The following is an 18,432-nucleotide window of genomic DNA, read 5'->3' as shown; positions in this document are numbered from 1 at the left end:
GACAGCCGTGAATTCTGCACGGTCCGTGCAAGTATTACGGCCGGGTCAGGCCTGGGCAACCTCCGCGGCCGGAACACCGCCGGAACAGGTCACCGTCATGGTGATCAGATCGGTGCCGCGTTTGAAGGTGACCTCGGGAGCGGCCGCCGGCCCGGGATCGGCGGACTGCACCTTGTACGGCCGGGTCGCCTTCCACGACAGCAGCCGCGCGGTCACCGGGTCGGAGCACGTCGCCACGACCGTCCCGCCCTCCGACGAGAGCGTCCGTTCCACCGCCTCCGGGGTGGGTGACGGCGACGGCGGGGTGCTGGTGGTGATCGGGGTGGACGGCGACGGGCCCGGCGGCCGCGAGGGGGCCTGGTCGGGCGGTGCCGGGCGGGACCGGCCCGGCTTCGTCCCCGGCGCGGTGACCACCGGCCCGGGACCGGTCGTCGCCTCCGGGACGGCGCCGGGGCGCGCGGGGGACGGCGGCGCGGATTCCCCCGGGACTATCCGGCCACTCGCTCCGGCGCCCTGTTCCGGCGACCGCCCGGTGAACAGCCACACGCCGGCACCGGCGGCGGCGAGCAGAACCACGACCGCCGCGGCCCACCACGCCACCCGCCGGTCCCGCCGGGGCGGCCCGGCCGGCGGCGCCACCGGCACCGCGACATGCGGCTCGGCCCGCACGGCCGACGGGCCCCGGCGGACCACCACGGACAACTCCCGCTCGTCGCCGGCCGGCGGCCGGTCACCCGCGGCGGACTGCCGACCGCCGGTGACCACCGGGATCCCGGCATCGTGGGCGGGCGGCGGCTCGTCGGTGACCACCCGGATGCCGGCGCCGTGGGCGAGCACCGCGGCGGCCTCCTCGGCGCTCGGGCGGTGTGCCGGATTCTTGGCCAGACAGCGGTCGCAGAGCCGGACCACGTATTCCGGCACACCCGCGACGGGCGGCAACGGCGCCGGCGGGACGTACAGATGCGCCTGAACCATCTGCCGGGTGTCCTCGCTGCTCCACGGCGAACGGCCGGACAGCATCCGGTAGAGCACCACCCCCAGCGCGTACACGTCGGACGCAGGCACCACGGCGTCCCCGACGAGGCGCTCCGGTGCCAGGTAGGCCGGGGTGCCGAGCACCTCGTCCGGGTCGTCCGGCGCGCCGGACCCGTCCGGCGCGACCGCCGCGGCGATGCCGAAGTCGACCACCTTGGCCCCGGTCGGGGCGAGCATCACGTTGCCCGGCTTGATGTCGCGGTGCACCAGCCCCTCGGCGTGCGCGGCGGCCAGGGCGGCCGCGATCTCCGCGCCGGTCCGCATCGCGAACCGGGGCGGCGGAGCACCCAGCGCCAGCCGCGCCGACAGGGTGCCGCCCGGCACGAGCTCCATCACCACGTAGGGAAACACCCGCCCGGCGAGATCCGTCTCACCGTAGTCGTGCACCTGCGCGATGTTCGGATGCGACAACGCCGCGGCGGCCCGCGCCTCACGACGGATCCGCTCCCGCGAACGGGCGTCGCCGGCCTGCGCCGGAGCCAGCAGTTTCACCGCCACCGCACGGCCGAGCACCTCGTCCCGCGCCTGCCACACGACGGCCATCCCACCGGCGCCGACCGGGGCCACCAGCCGATAACGCCCGCCCAGGACCAGCCCCTCGCGCGCCCCCTCATATCCACCGGCATCGCTCATCCCCGCCAGTCTGCCGTCAATGATGACCATCCGCAGCCCCAGGGAAAGGCCTTTCCACAGACCAGGACCTTCTGGCGGTACGGCGTGGCCCGGCTCACCGAACCGGGACCGTCCCGTGGCCACCGCGCGACGCGGGCGGTCCCGCACGGCCGCCAAGGCGACTCACGGGCGGAGGCGGTCCGTTTCCGGCGGCGCGAACCGTGGACGGATCACCGCCCGTCACGACGGCCGGGGTGCGGACCGGCTGCTGCGGACGTGGCGGTGGGGCGGGCCTCTTGCGGCGAAGGGGGGCGCGCGGGGCGTACCCCCGTCAGGTCTTGATCGTGGTCCGGACGGTCCGGATGTCGCCCTCCCGGTCGCGGACCCCCTCGGTGCGGACCGCCCACCAGGCCAGCAGCAGCACCGTCAGCACCTCGGCCAGGCCCAGCAGCCGCTCCACGGTGCCCAGCGGGATGGCCTGCCACCAGCGCACACCCGTCCACGGCTCGGCCAGCACCGCCCACAGGATCGGCGTGAAGCAGAGCAGCGACACCACCCCGCCGGCCGCCACCCATCGGGCCCGGCCCGGTGTGCGCCCGGCGGCGAGCAGGGCACCGATCGGGAGGCTGAGGAACGCGACCACGCTGGCCACCCGGTGCACGTCCCCACTCATCGACGGCCCGGCCTGCCAGTTGTGCTTCTCGAACCAGACCACACCGACCAGGCCGGCCACCCACAACGCGAGAGCCACCAGTGCGCCGCGGGTCAGCCGGCCGGTCCGGTGCAGGGCGGCCAGGATCGCCGCGGAGCCGGCCGCCAGCAGCAGCGTCGCGGCGTCGAAGATCCAGCCGTTCGGCATCAGCGCATACTGGCTGATGGTGCGGCGGCTCCAGTCCAGCCCGGCCGACGGCGGCAGGACGTGCAGCGACGCATACAGGGCCAGCGAGGCCAGGACACCGGCGACCCCGAGGGCGGCGAGGGCTTTCATCCGCCAAGGGTGCAGGATCTTCCTGTGAGTGTTCTTGAGGTGGTCCGGGCCCTGCCGGACGTCGAGGATCTGCGGCGGCGGTCGCGGGCGCTCGCCATGTGCGAGGCGATCATCAGCCCCGACTGGGAGAGCCGCTACTACTCCTACGACTCCCGGTGGAACACCGACCGGGGCGAGCACCTGGCGTCGATGCGCAACGGGTCCGGTGACGAGTACTCGATCGTGTTCTCCCCCGCCGGCGCCTGGATCCGCGGGCTCGACCACGAGGCACGGCAGGAGCCGGGACTCTTCGACGACGTGCCGGCGGTGTTCGCGGCCCAGATCGGCGAGCCGGCGTTCAGCCACGGCGCGAACATCTGCCTGTGGCGGGAGACCGGCGACGGGCAGTGGCAGGGGCGCGGGCTCGACGACGTGGCGTGGCTGTTCGAACTGCTCGTCGACGGCACCCCGGAGGCCTACCGGGAGTTCGCCGAGGACTACTACGAGGAGGACGTGGACCTGGCGGCGGTCACCGAGGTCTTCGCGTTGCGGCCGCTCACCGACCGGCTGGTGCGGCGGCTCAACCCGGCCGTGACCGTGGGATATCTGGCCGACGACATCGCGGAGATCGACTATCCCCGGTGATGGCGTTTCACGAAGGTGTAACCCGGTTCCAGGGTGAAACCGTCGATCTGTTCCTTCTCCAGCGCCTTCTGGTGCAGGGTCAGCTGCCTCTTCGACGCGTGCGCGCCGGGTGGTAGACGGCGGACGAACCCGTTCACCCAGTGGTCACGGCGGTCACCGGCGTCGCCGTGACCGTCCCCACCGGACTCACCCGGCAGCGTGGCCTCCTCCACCAGTGGGGCGTAGAACAGCAGGTCCACACGGTCCTCGCCGTCGACGGCCGGATAGTTCAGCTCGCCGTCCGGGCCGGTGCTGCCCGTGACACGGGTGACATACCCCTCGCGGAGCAACTGGTCGACGGCGTTACGCAGCAGGAACGTGCCCTTCTTGCCACGGCCCAGACCGCAGTGGGCGGGCAGCTCCGCCTCCGGGAAGACCGCCGAACCGTCGTCGAAGACCCGGCCCAGCCGGCGGACCGCCTTCAGCACCTGCCCCCGGTTGGAGACACCCGGATCGAACTCGCGGGTGATCACTCTCGGGTCGTAGTGGTGGTAGTAGTCGACGCCGTCCACCCGCAGCGGCTCGTCCAGGGCCGTGGTCCTGACCACCACATACTCCTCCGACGGACGCCAGGCCACGGTGACCAGCACGCCCGGGCGCACATCCGCCGGCCAGGCGATCCCGGTCAGCTGGAGGCCGGGCTCCTGGACGGTGGCCGCCTCGAACGACTCCCGGGCCGGGGTGAGCCCCAGCGTCCGGTGCTCGATGACGACGGTGACCGAATCCCGGCCGGCGACCGTGGCGGCCAGATCGTCGGGCACCGGGCAGACCGCATCCTCCAGATCCGCCCGGACCAGCGCGAACTGACGACTTCTCACCCCGCAGACGATACCCGTCCGGCCGTTTCGGCGAGGAACGGCGGAATCTCGCCGAACGTGCCGGAACGGCGGTGATCCCCGGCGTGCGCGGTGCCCGGGCCGCGGCTTGACCTGAACCGGACTTCACGTCGGATGCTGGGGCGATGCGCGTGTACGGGATTTCGTGGGTCGGCGTGAAGACCGACTCCTACCAGGGGATGCGGGACTTCTTCGCCGACGTGGCCGGGTTGCGGCTCGACACCGAACGGCCCGACTTCGCCGTCTTCGGGCTGCCCGACGGCGGCAAGGTGGAGATCTTCGGAGCCGGCGCCGACGACCCGCCGGAGCAGTTCGCCCGGGAGAAGGTCGTCGCCGGGTTGCTCGTCGACGACGTCGCCGCGGCGGCCGCCGAGCTGCGGGAAGCGGGGATCGAACTGATCGGGCCGGTGGAGGACGGTGGCGGTGGCTATCGATGGCAGCACTTCCGGGCGCCGGACGGCACCGTCTTCGAACTCGTGCAGAACCCGGCGGCGCTCAGAAATGTCGGAGGTGCCGGGTAGCGTCCGGGCCCATGACGGAGAAGGCCGTTCTACAGGCGTATCTGGGTTACCAGCGAGCCAGCGTCGTGGCGATCATCGGCGGGCTCGACGAGGCTGCGCTGCACACGGCGGTGCTGCCGTCCGGGTGGACGCCGATCGGGTTGATCGAGCATCTGGGGGACGCCGAGCGGCACTGGTTCCAGACCGTGCTGACCGGGTCCTGTTCGCCGCCCCCGTGGGGTGACGACGGCTTGTCGTTCGTCACCCCACGGCCGGCGGCTGCGGTGCTCGACTTCTACCGGCAGGTGTGTGCGGTGTCCGACGAGCTGATCGCGGAAACGCCGCTGGACGCGGCGCCCGCCGGGAAGCATGAGGACGAGGTGCTCGCCGCCCAGACCACCGACCTGCGCTCGATCATCCTGCACATGATCGAGGAGACCGCCCGGCATGCGGGCCACCTGGACGCCGCCCGCGAGCTGATCGACGGGCGCACCGGCCTGGGCCCCCGCTGACGGGCGGCGCCCGCTCCTCGTGGTCTCCGGCTCAGGCCCGGCCGCCCGGAACCAGCCGGGCCCGGGCGCGCTGGAGGAGCGGCAGCAGACCGTAGACCACGATCGGCACCGCGATCGTGGCCGTGATCAGGGTGCGCAGCACCACCGGCGCGTCTCGCAGCAGATCACCGAGGACCAACTGGAGGACGATGAGGGTCGGGGCGACAGCGATCCAGATCATGACGGCCATCTGGTGACGGCTCGATTGATGCGACATGGCGATTACTCCTGGTGTGCGAAGGTGACGGAAGCGAGGATGGCGGCGACCTCACGTTCCTGGGCCGCCGAGAACGGCAGGGCGGCGCGGACGTCCTCGTCGACCAGATCCGCGTTCAGGTCGATCGCGGCGGCCGACCCGGCGCCCGCCGCGGTGATCACCTGGGCGCGGGGATCGACGGCGTTCCCGGCCGCCCACACTCCGGGGACGTCGGTGCGTCCCGTGCGGGCGTCGACGACGACGGCGTTCAGTGCGGTGAGAAGACCGTCGGCGGGGACGAGCCGAGGACGGACGAAGAGGGCGTGCGGGGCGACCACGCTCGCCCGGTCGAGTTCGATGCCGGCCAGCCGGTCACCGTCGATGACCAGACGGGTCACGGCGCCCTCGACGATGCGGATGCCCCGGGCGGTGAGCCGCTGCCGTTCGTCGGCGGTCAATTCATAAGCGTGGGAGAAGAAGGCCACGTCGTCCGACCACTGCCGGATCAGCAGGGCGTGCCCGACGGTCTCCGGGGTGCCGCCGAGCACGCCCAGTGGGCGGTCGCGAACCTCGTAGCCGTGGCAGTACGGGCAGTGCAGCACGTCGCGGCCCCACCGGTCGGCGAGTCCGGGGATGTCCGGGAGCTCGTCGCGCAGGCCGGTGGCCACGACGACCCGCCGCGCGAGGAGCAACCCGCCGTCGGCCAGGCGGACCCGGAAGCCGGTGTCCCCCGCCGGGGCCGTCGGGGTGATCTCGCGGACCGTGCCGGTGATCATGTGGCCGCCGTATCCCGTCACCTCGGCCCGGCCCGCGGCGAGGAAGTCGGCCGGCGGCATGCCGTCGCGGGACAGGTATCCGTGCATGTGGGCGGCCGGTGCGTTGCGGGGCCGGCCCGCGTCGATCACCGCGACCCGGCGCCGGGCCCGGGTCAGGACCAGGGCGGCGCTCAGTCCGGCAGCGCCACCGCCCACCACTACGACGTCGTATTCGTTCATGCGGCCAAGACTCGGCCTGGCCCCTGCATCCGGCAATCATTGTTGCCGTTTCCGGGAATCCGGAGCCCGGGACGGTGAACGCGGCCGCCGGGCGGCGGGCGACAGGCAACGGGCAACGGGCGACGGGCGACGGGCGACGGTGCGGTGGGGCACATCGATGCCGGGGCCGCTGTGACCGGGGCGCGATGACGGTGGCGCGTGTCGCAGAAATGGCAAAGCGGGTTGCCGATCCGGGAACAGGTGGGTGCAATGGGCGGGTGGAACAAGCGATCACGGCCGCACTGGCCGAGGTGGGACCCCGGCTCCGGCGACTGCGCACCCAGCGCAACGTCACCCTGACCGCGCTCGCCGAGACGACCGGGATCTCCAAGAGCACCCTGTCCCGGCTGGAGAGCGGTCAGCGGAAACCGAGCCTCGAACTGCTGCTGCCGATCGCCCAGGCGCACCGGGTGCCGATCGACGAGCTGATCGGGGCGCCGCAGATCGCCGATCCCCGGGTCCGGCCGGTACCGCGCCGGGTCAACGGGCGCATCGTGCTGCCGCTGACCCCGCACGCCGGGTCGTTGCAGGCCTGGAAGGTCATCATTCCGGCCGACCAGACCGAGCCGGAGCCGCGGACCCACGAGGGCTACGAGTGGCTGTACGTGTTGTCCGGGCGGCTACGGCTGGTCCTCGGTGACCACGACTTCGTGATCGGCCCCGGCGAGGCGGCCGAGTTCGACACCCGGCTGCCGCACTGGTTCGGCAGCACCGGTGAGCACGCCGTCGAGATCATCAGCATTCTGGGCCGCCAGGGCGAGCGGATGCACGTCCGCGCCCGCTCGACCACACAGCGGGACGACGCCTGATCAGAGTGCCGCCCAACGGGAAATGCCGCTCCGACACCTTGAGAAAGGTGCCGGAACGGCAATTCGCCACTTAGTTCGGGCCACCGACCGAAACGGCCGGATCAGGTCACGCCCCGGTCATTCGGCGGCTGGCAGAGTATCCATGAACGAGCTCACCGAGAAGACGGCGTTGCCGGCGCCGGGCGCGCCGTAGCCGGGCGGACTGCTCAGTCCGTTGGCCTCCATGGTCGCGCGGTACGCCTCCAGGAGCCGGATGTGGTACTCCAGGGGAGCGCCCTCCGGATTCGACTTACCGAGCGGCGTCGTCGGCTCCGGGCACCAGGTGGTGAAGCGCGGCAGAATGCCCCGGGACATGAAATATTGCAGGCCCTCGGTGGTCGACTCGATCGCCTCGTCCACGGTCCGGAAACCGAACGGCTCCGCCATCTCCACGCCGGCCACGAAGTTGGGGATCACGTTGCGCGGCCCGAAGATCTCGGCCGATTCGAGAATGCGCCGGTGCCATTCGGCGCGGCCCACATAACGCTCTTTACCGGGGCAGTACAGCTCGAACAGCCGCTTGTCCCACACCTCGAAGTTGGGGTGGTAGATGCGGATGCCGTAGTCGTAGAAGCGCTGGACGTCCTCTTTCGGCAGTGCCTGCGCGACGACCTTGCCGATCCACCGGCCCGGGAACCGCTCCTCGATGGCCTGCGCATAGCGCCCGTAGAAGTCGGCCTCGGCCAGCCCGTCGACCTTGCTGGTGACACTGCCGCCGGTCAGCGTGTAGGCCTGCGACGTCTTCGCGGTGTCATATTTGTCGATGATCGCGAGCGCTTCGAGCACCTCGTCGACCGGCTTGACGCCGGTGTAGGGCCGCCCGGCCGCCTTGTGCTGACGCCAGTTGTGGTTGATGTCGCAGTACTGGCACTCCTCTTTGGCGCCGAAATACTGACAGACCCGGAACACGGTCAGATAGATCAGATAGCCCCACTGGATGGTGGGTGCCACCTCCATGATCTGCTTGCCGCCCTCCAGCGTGTGCCGGTAGTAATCGGGCATCGGCGGCAGCCCGACATCGGCGATCGGCTTCCCGTCCAGGAACAGCATCAGCCGGCCGTCGTCGGACGGCTTCACCCGGTACGGCGAGGCCGGGTTGACCCGGACCGAGACCACGGTGCGCCGCAGGCCGTAGGGCCCCCCGGTCAGCACGATCTCCTCCGGCGGCCGCCGCAGCGCCGCCTCCCCCAGCTCCGGCAGCGTGCGGTGATCGAACGAGAAGATGAAATACGACTTCGGCTTCACATCACCGTTCTCATTGTCGGTGAGCGCCGAATCGTCGAACGCCAGCCCGCCTCGCAGCAGGTCTTCCTTGATCACCGCCTCGCGCGGGATGTGTGGGAACCGTCCCATCAGATCTTCGATGAGATCCGTACGCGTCTGCATCGTGGCGTCCTCCCATCCGGACCGTAGCACGCCCGACCCCTTACAACCGGAGCCAGGCACCCGTGTCACAGATCACCAAACCCCAGGTCAGCACCCCTGTCACCGACTCCGGCCAGCTCACGATCGTTTTCATTGATCTTGTACGGGCCACGCCCGCCGACAACCGCACCCACACCGCCCACGACTACCCCGCGACACGGTCACGACACCGGACCGCAAGGCGCCTCACGGGCGTGTGCGGCTCCCACCGTTCAGACCGCCCCGTTCACCCGGCCGTGTCGGCGCCGCCCTCGGCTCGGGGCCCTTTCGGCCGCACGGTACCGGGCCGGACCCCGTTGATACGCGCTTCGCCGGCATGGACCTCGCCATTAAGGATCTCGCCCTTGCCGGCCTCGCCGGTACGGGCCTCGCTCGTGCGGACTTCGCTGGTACCGGCTTCGCTGGTACCGGCTTCGCTGGTGAGGTCGAGCAGGCGGACGATCAGCAGGGCGCGACGGACGGCGGAGTCGATGAGTGCCGGCGTGACGCTCCCGTTCGCCGGCTCGACGGTGTACAGGCACCGCTCCCGGACCGTCCACGGTGGGATCCGGCGGGTCAGGAATGCTTTGCGCAGTTCGGTGCGGTCGAGCAGCGGTGAGTCACCGATCCGCTCGAACGGGACGTGATACGCCATCGACGGCACCCGGCCCCGCAGGTGGACCACCACGACCACGCCCTGACCGTCGGCGTCGTCGGTCGCGCCACCGAACGCCCTGCCGGTCCACCGGACATCGCCCGCGGTGACCGGGAGTCCGCCCGCGGTGAAGGACCATGCCCGGCGCACCCGGATCGTCCCGCCAGACTGGGGTCCGGGCCACGGCCACTCCGATTTCCCCGGGGCGGTCCGCTCCCATCCGGCCGCTGCCGCGTGCCGGGCCAGCACACCGGCCGGCCGTGACCGGTCGGCCAGCAGGCTCAGGAAGCACGCCGCCACCAGCAGCAGCCAGACCACCCACATCCGGGCCGGGCTCGGGTCACTGAACGCCGCCGTGCCGGTGGCGAGGATCAGGACCAGTCCACCGACGGCGCCGAGCCAGGCCACCGTCGCCATGACGGTGAGTGCCCACCGCCCCGTCAGCCTGGTCAAACGGCGTAACGACATCGGCATTCCCCATGATCGAAGCAGCGGGCGCCGCAAACGATAGCGACGATCGTCACCACGATCGAGCCCAGGACCGACGGCGGCAAGGCGAGTCAGGGCAGCAGGATCAGGGCGGCCCGGGCCAGGAACCGGACCCGGTCCCACTCCGGGCGGGTGACCAGCGCCTCGGCGGTCCACAGTGCCCGGTTGTGGTCGCCGCTCATCTCGTCGAGTTGCCGGTCGAGTTCGGTCAGCGCGGGCACCGCCCCGGGGTCGATCCAGGTGTACAACACGAAGGTGGACAACGAGCGGTAGCCCTGGTCGAACTCCAGCGCCAGCTCGTCGACGACGGCCCCGCCCTCGGCGAAGACCCTGCTCAGCCAGGCCACCTGCACCTCGGCGTCGGAGGCGAGCACAGCGACGGCACGTACGAATCCGAGCGCGGCCCGGGCACCCGGTTCTCCCACCTGATCAGCGTCGCGCAGATTGGTCACCATCGGCAACCCCCCGACAGCGGCGAGTGGACCGCGTCAGCCGGATGCGACGCGGTCGAGCCAGTCGTGGGTGAGGGTCGCGAAGAGGGCCGGCTGATCGAGTTGCAGGTTGTGGCCGGCCACGTCGACGACGGCGAACGTCGCCCGTGGATAGTGCGGCAGCAGGGCGAACTGATCGACGAATCCGACCTGCTGGTCCTGGCGGCCGGTGAGGATCAGGGTGGGCCGGGTGAAGGCGGGGCCGGTCTCCGGGACGACACTCAACTCCCAGTTCCGCTCGATGCGGGTGATCGCCACCGGATCGGCCACGTCGAGGCCGGTCATGATCTCGTCACGGAACCGGGCGGCGGTCTCCGGCGACTGGACCACGGCCATCTCGGTGAACGCCTCCGCGGTCCGGGCGTCCAGGCCGGCGACCGCCGACGGGTCGGGGCGCAGGACCTGAACGGCACGGGCCGGCAGCGTACGACGGGACCGGTCCACCATCGTGCCGAGCGGGCAGATCAGCGCCAGCCCCAGCACCCGGTCGCGGCGTGCACGGGTCACCGCCCGGCCCAGATATCCGCCGTACGACTCCCCCACCACCAGGAACGGCTCGTCGGTGAGGACCGTGTCGACGAGGTCGAGCACGGCGGCCAGCACATCGTCGGCACTCGCGATCGACGGCGGCGCGGGCGATCTCCCCATGCCCGGCAGGTCGGGGTAGAGCCGCCGATATCCCGGCCGGTCCGCGAACACCGGCTCCAGACAGCCCAGCATCAGCCGGTGATCGGCCGTCCACCCGTGCAGCGCCAGCACCGGCACACCGTCACCGCGGGACTCGACGTGCAACGTCATCAGTAGGCCAGGTGTCTCCGGGTGAGCTTGGCGACCCTCTCCACCAGGGTGACGCCGCTGCTCATGTTCCGGTTGCGACGGGTGAGTACCGCGACGGACACGTCCACCCTGCCGTTCTTCGCGGTGATCCGGCCGATGGTGTTGACCGCCCACAGGCCGCCGTCGGCCGTACGGGTGTCCCATCCGTTCTTGACCGTGAAGATCTCACCCGTGCGGGCGACGACCGGGACGCCCCAGTCCTGCGCCTTGTCCACCGTGTTCAGCAGCGTGAACGCCGTCTTGCGGGATCCCGCCGAGAGCGGTCCCCTGGTGTCGACGAGTTCCGACAGCAGGACGACCTGGTCGGCGGCGGTGGTCCGGGTCAGGCCCCACCGGCTGTTGACGACGGTCTGCGTCAGGCCGAGCCGCTTGTTGCACCTGGTGACCGCGGTCCTGCCACCGATCCGCTGGTAGAGCGACGTGGTCGCGTTGTTGTCGCTGAGCCGGATCATCGGCCGGGCCAGCTTCATCTCGGCAGAGGTCGGCGCGCGGCCGGCGTCCTGGGCCTTGAGCAGCATGCAGGCGAGGATCTGCACCTTCACGATGCTGGCGGTGTCGTATTTGACGGCGCCGCGATACACGTACCGCTGCCCGGTCCTCCGATCGAGGACCGCGACCGCGAAGTCGCCCTTGACCGCCTTCAATGCCGCATTGAGGTTCTTGACACGCGTGGCGCGGTCGGTGGCGGCGGTCGAGGCGGCTGCCTGCGGCGGCGTGACAGCGGCGGACGCGGCCGCGGCTGCCGCGGACGGGGCGGCCGGCGATGCCGCGAGGATCGTCACGGCGACCGGCACGGGTGTGGAGTCCGCCGGCGCGCCGGTGTCCGGACCGGCCACCACCAGGCCTCCTCCACCGATGGCGACGACCGCTGCCGCCGCGATGATCCAGACCCGTTTCGACCTCATGGCGGGTCACTCTAATCGACCGGCCGGTCGCCGTCCGGGAGGAAGTCCGCGGTCAGCGAGATCAGCGCACGCGCGGCGGCGCCCGGCGGACGGTCCGCCGGAACCGCCAGCGACAACGGCCACCGCAGGTCCGCCCCGGTCACCGGAACGATGGTGAGCCCTTCCCCGCCGGCCAGCAGAAATCGCGGGAGAAGAGCGACACCGAGCCCATGGCGTACGTAGTCCGCGCTCGTTCCGATGTCGGTGATCTCGATCGTCACGTTGCGCCGGACGCTGGCCGCCGCGAACGCCCGATCGGCGACGTCCCGGTTGCCGTAACCGGCCGGCAGGTCGATGAAGTCGAGCCCGGCCAGTTCCTCGACCGACACCGCCGGCCGCCCGGCGAGCGGATGATCGGCCGGCACGGCCAGGTCCATCACGGCGCTGGCCAGCTCGACCAGGTGCACACCGGCCGGCCGTGGTCCGGGCACCGACACGAACGCCAGGTCGAGGCGGTGCTCGGCCAGCATGCCGATCAGGCCGCGGGAGCCCATCGGGGACACCGCGGTCTGCAACAGCACACCGGGGTGGCGGCGGTGGTACTCGCCGAGCAGCGCCGGCACGTCGATCACCCGGATCGAGGTGAGCGTGCCGATCCGCAGGGTGCCGCGCAGGCCGCCGCGCACCTCGGCGACCGCGTCCCGGGCGTCCCGGGCGGCGTCGAGGGCGACCCGGGCGCGGGGCAGCAGGGCGAGACCGGCGTCGGTGAGCCGCACCCGTTTGGCGTTGCGGTCGAGCAGCGGGGCGCCCAGCTCACGTTCCAGGGTCTTGATCGCGGCGGAGACGGCGGACTGGACCACGTGCAGGCGGGCCGCCGCGCGGGTGAAGTGCTGCTCCTCGGCGACGGCCACGAAGTATGCGAGCTGGCGGAGTTCCACACCTCGAAGTATCAACGATCGCGATCGGCGCGAGCATCAACTTTCGTTGGCGTTGATGATCGGCGCGGTGGACAGTCGGCGCATGGCACTTCTCCAGGCCCGGGTCGCCACCCGGAGTACCGGTTTCTGGCCGGTCGCGTTCGCGTTCACCGTCGCGATGGCGTTCTCGACGGTCCCGGCGCCGCTCTACCCGCTCTACGGTTACTCCACGTTCACCGTGACCGTCGTGTTCGCGGCCTACGCGGTCGGTGTCGTGGCGAGCCTGCTTCTCGCCGGGCACGTCTCCGACCAGGTCGGACGGCGCCGGATTCTGATCCCGGCGCTCGGCCTGGAACTCGTCGCGGCGGTGCTGTTCCTCTCCGGGACGTCACTGCCGGTGCTGCTGGCGGCGCGGCTCATCACCGGCCTCGGCGTCGGCATGATCACCGCCACGGCCACCGCGCACCTGCTCGAACTGAACGGCGGCTCCCCGGCCCGCTTCGAGATGGTGTCGACGGCGGCGAACATCGGGGGCCTGGGCGTCGGCACGCTCGTCGCCGGGGTGCTCGCCTCTTTCGTGGATGCGCCGCTGCGTACGCCGTACCTCGTCTTCGTCGTTCTGCTGCTCGCCGCCATCGTGGCCGTCACCCTGGCGCCGGAGACCGTGCGGCCCGACCCCGCCTACCGCTACCGGCCGCAGCGGGTGACCACCGGCCGCGGCCCCGCCCATCTCGCCGCCGCCACCGGTGCGTTCGCCGCGTTCTCCGTCTTCGGCTTCTTCACCTCGGTCGCGCCCGGCTTCGTCGCCGGCACCCTGCACCACCCGTCGCGGGCCCTCGCCGGGCTGATCGTCTTCACCGTCTTCGGCGGCTCGGCGGCCGCGCAGACCCTCACCACCGGGATCGGCGCGCGGCGCCGCACGACGCTGGGCCTGATCGCCCAGGCCATCGGCACGGTCACCCTGGTGACCGGAATGCATCAGGCAAGCCTGACGGTGTTCCTGATCGGCGGCATCCTCGCGGCCGCGGGCGCGGGCGTCCTCTTCAAAGCAGGCATCGGTACGGTCGCCGCGCTCGCCACCGGCCGGGAGCGGGGTGCGGCACTCGCCGGGATCTTCCTGATCGCCTACGTGGCGCTGGCCGTGTCCGCCCTGGCCATCGGCCTCGCCGCCCGGACCACGCCGGTGATCACGGTGATGACCTGGTTCGCCGCCGCCCTGCTGCTCCTGCTCGGCGCGGTGGCCGCCCTGACCCGTCGTGCGGGAAGTGCTGATCCGATCCGGTCGCGGGAGCCGCGTCACGGCTGAGCCGACCGACAGCGCGGTGGGTGACGCCGGGTGACGTCCGTACCCGTGCCATGTGGGCGTCGAACGCGGCGCGGTCGTCGGGGTCGGCGGCGGTGAAGGCGGCCATGCGGACCGACTCCGGATCGCGCATCTGCTCGAACAGGGCATCGAGGCCGGCATCCTCGACCGGGCGCAGCGCCACCTCGGACATTCCGAACCCCCCGATTCCGCTCCAGCGGCCGAACATGTCAGCTGACCGATCTTCGTCGATGGCTGCTCGCCCCTTGATAGCGTGCTACCGCAGGTTCGGAAGCGACGGAGGCGGACAGTGGCCGAGACGACGACGGTGACCGGGGTGCTGGCGGAACTGGCCGCCCTGGAGGATCCGAAGGCGCGTGCCGTCAACGAGCGGCACGGCGACGACCACGGTGTCAACCTCGGCGCGCTGCGGGCCATCGCGAAACGGCTGAAGACCCAGCAGGACCTGGCCCGGGAGCTGTGGGCGACCGGGGACGGCGCGGCCCGGCTGGTGGCGCTGCTGATCTGCCGGCCGCGGGCCTTCGAGCGGGACGAGCTGGACACCATGCTGCGCGAGTCGCGGACCCCGAAGGTGCACGACTGGCTGGTCAACTACGTGGTCAAGAAGAGCCCGCACGCCGAGGCCCTACGGGTCGCCTGGACCGCCGACCCGGACCCGGTGGTGGCGAGCGCCGGCTGGGCCCTGACCACCGAACGCGTCGCGAAGAAGCCCGACGGCCTCGACCTCGACGGGCTGCTCGACGTGATCGAGGCGCGGATGAAGGACGCCCCCGACCGCCTCCAGTGGGCGATGAACCACTGCCTGGCCCAGATCGGCATCTCGCACCCGGACCGGCGCGCCCGGGCCCTCGACATCGGCGAGCGCCTGGAAGTCCTGAAGGACTACCCGACCCCGCCGAACTGCACCTCCCCGTACGCCCCGATCTGGATCACCGAGATGGTCCGCCGCCAGGCCGCCTGATCTTCGCCGAGCGCGCCGGCTCACCCGTCGGCGTGGGACAAGCCGGCGGAACTCGACCTCCGTCTGGTCCAGCCGTTGCAGCAGGGTGCGACGTATGAGTGGCGGGTTCGGGGCACACCGCAGAGGGTGGCCGGCGGCGACTGGTCGCCGTGGTGCGAGTTCACCGTGGCGGAGAAGACGACGGACGAGGAGGCGGCCGGGTCCACCGAGTCGGTCCGGGTCACTCTGCCCGGCCGGAACTGGGCCCTGGTGGTCGACCGGCTGGCCCAGCGGGCCTCGCAGGACGAGGAACCGGAGTACTGGGCCGTGGTCGGCGCCCTCTCGTCGGCGCTGGGCGGCCACCCGCACCCGACCATGGGACTGCCTCGCCCCGCCCCGGAGGAATCGGCCTGATCACCACCCGCGCAACGTCAACGGTGCACGGGAACGCCAGGCCTCGACGCACGCCGCGGAGTAGGGATACGTCGACGATGGGAGGGCGTCCCACCGGAACCACCCGATCCCGGCGCACTTGTGCGGCTCGGCGTTGACCGGTACACCGTGCCGCACCGGGTCGTGGTGGACGTGGAAGGTCAGCCCGACCCGGGCGTGACCGGACGGCGTGCGGTAGTGGACGGTGGTGATCAGGCGTGGCTCGTCGGCGGCCAGGTGCAGCCCGACCTCCTCGGCCGACTCGCGGCGCAGCGCGGTCACCGCGTCCTCGCCGTGCTCGAGTTTGCCGGACGGAAGATTCCACCGACCGTCGGCATAGCCGGTCCCCGAGCGCAGGGCCAGCAGGACATCGTCGCCGTCGGTGAGCAGGAGCAGCACGTCGACCGGATGCGTCGGGGCCGCCCGGACCGGCCGGGCGGCGGGGATGCGGTGCGTCGGCATGCCCGGATTCCATCACGGGGGTACGACAGAAAAGCGGCCCCGCACTCGCACGGGTGACATCCGGGGCGGCGTTGACGGGACCCGTTCGTCCCCACACTCCGCCATGAACCGGCCTGCCCTGAACCGATCCGACCAGACTAACCTAGCGTTGGCGATCTATCACTATGCGTGGAAAATTCCGGACAAGGAGTATCGCAAGGTTCGTCCATTTGGGACACTGCCGGACATGCCAGCGACGGATCTTGTGGTCGTCGACATCGCCGCATGGTGGGTCACCGCGGTGTTCGAGTCCGAGGGCTTCGACCGGCCCGTTCTCTTCGACGGGCGAGCCCGCGCACCCAGCGGGGTCTTCCAGTTATCCGGCGTCTACACCGCCGGGACCACCGCCCTCACCGCGGGCCTGGCGAACCCCGAGTCGTACCGCCCCGACCCGATGACCCTGCTCCGGCACGGCGGTCCACCGGCCGCCGTCGCCGCGGTCCTCTCCCACGTCGCCGAACGCACCGGCCGCCCGGCCGCGCTCACCGTCGTCACCGCCCAGGAGTGGGACCGGCCGGCCCGCGACCGTCTCGAGTCGGCCGCCACCATCGCCGGGCTCCCCCGCCCCCGCATCGTCTCGACCGCCGTCGCCGCCGCCGCCCCGACCGGCCCCGGGGTGGTGCTGGTGTGCGTGGCCGGTGCGGCCTGGCCGGAACTCACCCTCGTCGACGGTCAGCGGCACCTGGCGGCCTCGGCGGTCCGTGCACCGGGGGCACCGGCGATCGACGAGGCCCTGCTGCGGGTGGCGGCCGCCCGCGGCGGCGCCGAGGCCGACCCCGACGACTGGCGGCTGACCCGTGAGGTCGAACGCGCCCGCGCCACCCTGGGCGTGCAGCAGCGGGCCGCGATGCTGCTGCCCGAGCCGCATCAGGCGGTCGTCCTGACCCGCGACGACCTGACCGCGGCGAAGGCGGTCCACCTGGACCGGCTGCCGGACACCGTCAAGCTGCTGCTCGCGGACGCGGGCGTCGACCGGGTCACCGCGGTGGTCCAGGTCGGCGAGGACGCCCAGGTCGCCACGGCCCTGTCCGACGCCGGGCTGGTCCCGGCGATCACCGTCCGCGACCCGCACGCCCTGCTGCGCGGTATCGCCCGGACCCAGCCGCCGTCGCGGCGCCTGTGGTGGCGCCGCTGACTACTGGAACACGATCGTGTGGTTGCCGTGCCGGATGACCCGGTCCTCGGCGTGCCACAGGACCGCGCGGGACAGCACCGCCCGTTCCACGTCGGCACCGCGACGGCGCAGCTCGGCGACGGTGTGCGCGTGGTTCACCCGGACCACGTCCTGCTCGATGATCGGGCCCTCGTCCAGGTCCTCGGTCACGTAGTGCGCGGTGGCGCCGACCAGCTTCACACCCCGGTGCTGCGCCTTCGCGTACGGGTCGGCGCCGATGAACGCCGGCAGGAAGCTGTGGTGGATGTTGATGATCGGTACGCCGACCTTCTCGATGAACTCGCCGGAGAGGATCTGCATGTAGCGGGCCAGCACGATGAAGTCGACGTTGCCGGTGAGCAGTTGCAGGTGGCGGGCCTCGGCGGCCGACTTGTCCGGGCCCTGCGACGGCACGTGGAAGAACGGGATCCCGAACGAGCGCACCTCGTCGGCGGTGTGCGCGTGGTTGGAGATCACCATGCTGATGTTGATCGGCAGCTCACCGCGGCGGTGCCGCCACAGCAGGTCGAGCAGGCAGTGGTCGGCCTTCGACGCGAAGATCGCCACCCGCTTCGGGACCGACAGGTCGCGCACCGTGTACTCCAGGTCGAACCCGTTGGCCAGTTCCTGCCGCAGGTCCTCCTCGATCGCCGGGAGCGCCGCCTTCAGGTCCGGGCGCCCGAACACGGTGCGCTGGAAGAACGCGCCACCCTGCGGATTGTCCGAATACTGGTCGAGCGAGACGATGTTCGCCCCGTGCCGCCCGAGCACCGTGCTCAGAGCCGCCACGATCCCGGTCCGGTCCCGCCCGTGCACGATGAGCACGGCCTGGTCACCGGGGCTCGGCGGCGTCACCTGCGAGGCGGGGGCGTGCTGGGTCAGGGTCACGACGGAGCGTCCTTCCGAAAACGTCTACACGGGCCACCGGAGTCTAGAAACCTAACCCGCCCCGGACCCGACAGGTGACCCGGCGAGGCGATCCTCACTCGAGTTGACATCCTCTCCGCCCTAAGGGACGGAGATTCCCTCCACGCTGCGCAGGGAACGCGCGGCGTCCGGGTGGGTTACCGCTTCGCCGCGCGGTGCCGGGACGGATCCCGGTCTTACCTGCGCTCCACGGTCGTTTCGACTCTCCGCCCGTC

General features: G+C 71.6%; 22 protein-coding genes. 9 read left to right on the top strand and 13 right to left on the bottom strand.

Annotated features, from left to right (window positions below; all coding sequences use genetic code 11):
• Nucleotides 1–45 precede the first annotated feature (45 nt).
• Complete coding sequence (locus BC793_RS51290; RefSeq protein ID WP_239170051.1) at nt 46–1,668, bottom strand: serine/threonine-protein kinase; 1,623 nt, start codon at nt 1,666–1,668, stop codon at nt 46–48.
• A gap of 310 nt (nt 1,669–1,978) precedes the next feature.
• The gene (locus BC793_RS14690; RefSeq protein ID WP_109593084.1) at nt 1,979–2,635 is read right to left on the bottom strand and encodes a DUF998 domain-containing protein; all 657 of its coding nucleotides are present in this window, start codon (nt 2,633–2,635) and stop codon (nt 1,979–1,981) included.
• A gap of 24 nt (nt 2,636–2,659) precedes the next feature.
• Here BC793_RS14690 and BC793_RS14685 point away from each other — a divergent pair, with 24 nt between their 5' ends.
• Nucleotides 2,660–3,259, top strand: coding sequence for a hypothetical protein (locus BC793_RS14685; RefSeq protein WP_239170052.1), 600 nt, complete (start codon nt 2,660–2,662; stop codon nt 3,257–3,259).
• On the opposite strand, the gene BC793_RS14680 is transcribed toward BC793_RS14685, so the two are convergent.
• Nucleotides 3,247–4,116, bottom strand: coding sequence for a hypothetical protein (locus BC793_RS14680; RefSeq protein WP_109593082.1), 870 nt, complete (start codon nt 4,114–4,116; stop codon nt 3,247–3,249). The genes BC793_RS14685 and BC793_RS14680 overlap by 13 nt on opposite strands.
• 143 nt (nt 4,117–4,259) lie before the next feature.
• Between BC793_RS14680 and BC793_RS14675 the strand changes: the two genes are divergently transcribed.
• Nucleotides 4,260–4,655 (top strand): VOC family protein, encoded by a 396-nt coding sequence (locus BC793_RS14675; protein ID WP_109593081.1) that lies wholly within the window; start codon nt 4,260–4,262, stop codon nt 4,653–4,655.
• 11 nt (nt 4,656–4,666) lie between these two features.
• The gene (locus BC793_RS14670; RefSeq protein WP_109593080.1) at nt 4,667–5,146 is read left to right on the top strand and encodes a DinB family protein; all 480 of its coding nucleotides are present in this window, start codon (nt 4,667–4,669) and stop codon (nt 5,144–5,146) included.
• Between the two features lie 31 nt (nt 5,147–5,177).
• Here BC793_RS14670 and BC793_RS14665 read toward each other — a convergent pair whose 3' ends face one another.
• Complete coding sequence (locus tag BC793_RS14665) at nt 5,178–5,366, bottom strand: putative antibiotic biosynthesis monooxygenase (RefSeq protein WP_239170053.1); 189 nt, start codon at nt 5,364–5,366, stop codon at nt 5,178–5,180.
• Nucleotides 5,367–5,407: 41 nt separating this feature from the next.
• Complete coding sequence (locus tag BC793_RS14660; protein WP_109593078.1) at nt 5,408–6,376, bottom strand: NAD(P)/FAD-dependent oxidoreductase; 969 nt, start codon at nt 6,374–6,376, stop codon at nt 5,408–5,410.
• Nucleotides 6,377–6,633: 257 nt separating this feature from the next.
• Between BC793_RS14660 and BC793_RS14655 the strand changes: the two genes are divergently transcribed.
• Nucleotides 6,634–7,224, top strand: a complete 591-nt coding sequence (locus BC793_RS14655; protein WP_373871222.1) for a helix-turn-helix domain-containing protein — start codon at nt 6,634–6,636, stop codon at nt 7,222–7,224.
• A gap of 117 nt (nt 7,225–7,341) precedes the next feature.
• Here the strand turns inward: BC793_RS14655 and BC793_RS14650 are convergent, their stop codons facing one another.
• From BC793_RS14650 to BC793_RS14625, 6 genes are all read right to left on the bottom strand, one after another.
• On the bottom strand, nt 7,342–8,649 hold the full coding sequence (locus tag BC793_RS14650) for a radical SAM protein (protein WP_109593467.1): 1,308 nt from the start codon (nt 8,647–8,649) through the stop codon (nt 7,342–7,344).
• A 265-nt stretch (nt 8,650–8,914) separates the two neighbouring features.
• Nucleotides 8,915–9,790: a hypothetical protein gene (locus BC793_RS14645; RefSeq protein ID WP_146246282.1), complete on the bottom strand. Its 876-nt coding sequence runs from the start codon at nt 9,788–9,790 to the stop codon at nt 8,915–8,917.
• A 92-nt stretch (nt 9,791–9,882) separates the two neighbouring features.
• A complete protein-coding gene (locus BC793_RS14640; protein ID WP_109593075.1) occupies nt 9,883–10,266 on the bottom strand; it encodes a hypothetical protein in 384 nt (127 codons plus the stop codon).
• Between the two features lie 33 nt (nt 10,267–10,299).
• Nucleotides 10,300–11,100: an alpha/beta fold hydrolase gene (locus tag BC793_RS14635; protein ID WP_109593074.1), complete on the bottom strand. Its 801-nt coding sequence runs from the start codon at nt 11,098–11,100 to the stop codon at nt 10,300–10,302.
• Nucleotides 11,100–12,044, bottom strand: coding sequence for a serine hydrolase (locus BC793_RS14630; protein ID WP_109593073.1), 945 nt, complete (start codon nt 12,042–12,044; stop codon nt 11,100–11,102). Before BC793_RS14630 ends, BC793_RS14635 begins: the two co-directional genes overlap by 1 nt.
• Before the next feature lie 11 nt (nt 12,045–12,055).
• Nucleotides 12,056–12,961 (bottom strand): LysR family transcriptional regulator, encoded by a 906-nt coding sequence (locus tag BC793_RS14625; protein ID WP_109593072.1) that lies wholly within the window; start codon nt 12,959–12,961, stop codon nt 12,056–12,058.
• Nucleotides 12,962–13,043: 82 nt separating this feature from the next.
• Here BC793_RS14625 and BC793_RS14620 point away from each other — a divergent pair, with 82 nt between their 5' ends.
• The 4 genes from BC793_RS14620 to BC793_RS14605 all read left to right on the top strand — a co-directional run bounded on the left by BC793_RS14620 (nt 13,044) and on the right by BC793_RS14605 (nt 15,618).
• Nucleotides 13,044–14,246: an MFS transporter gene (locus tag BC793_RS14620; protein WP_239170054.1), complete on the top strand. Its 1,203-nt coding sequence runs from the start codon at nt 13,044–13,046 to the stop codon at nt 14,244–14,246.
• A 52-nt stretch (nt 14,247–14,298) separates the two neighbouring features.
• Nucleotides 14,299–14,481: a hypothetical protein gene (locus tag BC793_RS49570; protein ID WP_158319254.1), complete on the top strand. Its 183-nt coding sequence runs from the start codon at nt 14,299–14,301 to the stop codon at nt 14,479–14,481.
• Between the two features lie 72 nt (nt 14,482–14,553).
• Nucleotides 14,554–15,225, top strand: coding sequence for a DNA alkylation repair protein (locus BC793_RS14610; protein WP_109593071.1), 672 nt, complete (start codon nt 14,554–14,556; stop codon nt 15,223–15,225).
• 75 nt (nt 15,226–15,300) lie between these two features.
• A complete protein-coding gene (locus BC793_RS14605) occupies nt 15,301–15,618 on the top strand; it encodes a hypothetical protein (protein WP_146246281.1) in 318 nt (105 codons plus the stop codon).
• Here BC793_RS14605 and BC793_RS14600 read toward each other — a convergent pair whose 3' ends face one another.
• Complete coding sequence (locus tag BC793_RS14600; protein WP_109593069.1) at nt 15,619–16,098, bottom strand: NUDIX domain-containing protein; 480 nt, start codon at nt 16,096–16,098, stop codon at nt 15,619–15,621.
• A 226-nt stretch (nt 16,099–16,324) separates the two neighbouring features.
• Between BC793_RS14600 and BC793_RS14595 the strand changes: the two genes are divergently transcribed.
• Nucleotides 16,325–17,272 carry an Hsp70 family protein gene (locus tag BC793_RS14595; protein WP_146246280.1) on the top strand — a complete coding sequence of 316 codons (948 nt, stop codon included), beginning with the start codon at nt 16,325–16,327 and terminating at the stop codon, nt 17,270–17,272.
• Here the strand turns inward: BC793_RS14595 and purU are convergent, their stop codons facing one another.
• Nucleotides 17,273–18,178: a formyltetrahydrofolate deformylase gene (gene purU / locus BC793_RS14590; protein WP_109593067.1), complete on the bottom strand. Its 906-nt coding sequence runs from the start codon at nt 18,176–18,178 to the stop codon at nt 17,273–17,275.
• Nucleotides 18,179–18,432 lie beyond the last annotated feature (254 nt).

The sequence above is a fragment of the Actinoplanes xinjiangensis genome (assembly GCF_003148685.1).
Classification (GTDB): Bacteria; Actinomycetota; Actinomycetes; order Mycobacteriales; family Micromonosporaceae; genus Actinoplanes; species Actinoplanes xinjiangensis.
This window is presented reverse-complemented; position numbering and strand designations above follow the sequence as displayed.